Consider the following 2,493-nt stretch of genomic DNA (forward strand, 5'->3'; position numbering starts at 1 on the left):
GACCGGTGAGCCGGTTGAGCAGTTCACCGCCGGCTACTGGGTGCGGCACGTGCGCGAGGCGGTGCGCTTCGCCGACGGCATGCGGTGGCTCGCCGAGCACGGCGTGACCCGATGCCTGGAGATCGGGCCGGCCGCCGTGCTCACCCCGATGGCCCGCGACGTCGCCGGCGACCTCACCAGCGTTCCCGCCCTGCGCAAGGACGCCGGAGAGGACCGCACGGTGCTCCAGGCCCTCGCCGACCTGCACGTCGCCGGGCACGACGTGGACTGGGCGGCGGTGACCGCAAACCCCGGCGGCACCGTGATCGACCTGCCCACGTACGCCTTTCAGCACGAGCGGTTCTGGCTCGACCCCGGCCGGCGGCCCGCGTCCACGCCCGACGCCGGACCCGGCGACGCCGGCTTCTGGGACGCCGTCGACCGCGAGGACCTCACCGGGCTCGCCGGAGTGCTCGACGCCACCGACGACCTGCTGCGCCCGGTGGTCCCGGTGCTGTCCTCCTGGCGGCGCCGCAACCGGGCGGCCACCACCGCCGACGCCTGGCGGATGCGCGCCGCCTGGCAGCCCCTCGACGCGCTGCCGGCCGGCACACTGACCGGCGCCTGGCTGCTCGTCGCCCCGGAGAACGTCGACCCGTCCGGCGTCCGGGACGCCCTGGCGGCGGCCGGCGCCACGGTCCGGCTGGTGACCGACCTCGACCGGCTCGGCGACCACCCGGACCTGACCGGCGTCCTCGCCCTCACCGGGCCGGCCGACGAATCCGACCCCCGCCACCCCGGGGTCCCCGCCGGAATCGGCGCCACCCTCGACCTGATCCGGGCCCTCGCCGCCGCGGACATCGCCGCCCCGCTGTGGTGCGTCACCCGCGGCGCGGTCTCGATCGGCCGCTCCGACCCGCTGCGACGGCCCGCCCAGGCCCAGCTCTGGGGCCTCGGCCGGGTCGCCGCGCTGGAACTGCCGCACCGCTGGGGCGGCCTGATCGACCTGCCCGACACCCTCGACACCAAGGCCGGCGAGCGGCTCGCCGCGGCGCTCGCCCAACGGACCGAGGACCAGATCGCGGTACGCGCGTCCGGTGTCTTCGGTCGCCGCGTCACCACGGCCCCGATTGACCGGACGGCCACACCGTGGCAGCCGCGCGGCACCACGGTCGTCACCGGCGGCACCGGGGCGCTCGGGGCCGAGGTGGCCCGCCTGCTGGCCCGCCGGGGCGCGCCGCACCTGCTGCTCACCAGCCGCCGGGGCATCGACGCCCCCGGGGCGCGGGCCCTTGCGGCCGAGCTGGTCACCCTGGGCAGCCGGGTCACCGTCGCCGCGGTCGACGTCGCCAACCGCGACGCGCTCGCCGCGGCCCTCGACCGCATCGACCCCGACGTGCCGGTGCACGCCGTGGTGCACGCCGCGGGCGTCGCGCCCTCGCTCGACCTGGCGCACACCGACACCGCCGCGTACGCCGATGCCGTCACCGGCAAGGTGCTCGGCGCGGTCCACCTCGACGAACTGCTCGCCGGCGCCGAACTCGACCGGTTCGTGGTCTTCTCCTCGATCGCCGGCATCTGGGGCAGCGGCGGCCAGGCCGCCTACGCCGCGGCGAACGCCCACCTCGACGCGCTGGCCGCCGCGCGTACCGCCCGGGGCGCCCCGGCGACGGCCGTGGCGTGGGGCCCGTGGGCCGAGATCGGCCTCGCCGCCGACGACGTGGCCGCGGAGCATCTGCACCGCCGGGGCCTCCGCGCGATGCGACCGGCCCTGGCCATGACCGCGTTCGCGCGGGCCGTCGACCACTGTGACACCGAACTCGTCGTCGCCGACGTCGACTGGCCGCGGTTCATCGACGCGTTCACCGCCGGGCGACCGAGCCGGCTCTTCGACGGCTTGGCCGTGTCGTCCGCCGGGACGCCGGCGGCCCCGGCACCGGCGGTCCGGATCGAGCTGCCCGCGCTTCTCGACCTGGTGCGGGTACGGGCCGCCGCGGTGCTGGGCTTCGCCGACGTCACCGAGATCACCCCGACGACGGCGTTCCACGACCTCGGCTTCGACTCGCTGACCGCGGTCGACCTGCGCAACGCCCTGCAACGGGAGCTGTCCCTGGCCCTGCCCTCGTCGTTGGTGTTCGACCACCCGTCCCCGCAGGCCCTGGCCCGGCACCTGCACGACCTGCTCGGCGGCGGCACCGTGACGGAGGTGAGCACCCCCGGGCACGTGCCGGTGACCGGCGACGACATCGTCATCGTCGGGATGGCCTGCCGGTATCCGGGTGGGGTGGAGTCGCCGGAGGACCTGTGGCGGCTGGTCGCGGACGGCGCGGACGGCACCTCCGGCTTCCCGGTCGACCGGGGCTGGCAGGTGCCGGCCCGCACGCCCTACGCCCAGACCGGCGGGTTCGTGCACACCGCCGCGCAGTTCGACGCGGGTCTGTTCGGGATTTCGCCGCGTGAGGCGGTGGCGATGGATCCGCAGCAGCGGTTGTTGTTGGAGGTGTCGTGGGAGGC

The 2,493-nt window shown here is 76.5% G+C and carries 1 protein-coding gene; it reads left to right on the plus strand.

Annotation, left to right across the window (positions count from 1 at the left end; all coding sequences use genetic code 11):
• Positions 1 to 2,493, plus strand: a 2,493-nt coding sequence (locus T398_RS26670; RefSeq protein ID WP_496450561.1) for an SDR family NAD(P)-dependent oxidoreductase, incomplete at both ends; no start/stop codon positions are given.

The sequence above is a fragment of the Salinispora goodfellowii genome (genome assembly GCF_059570675.1).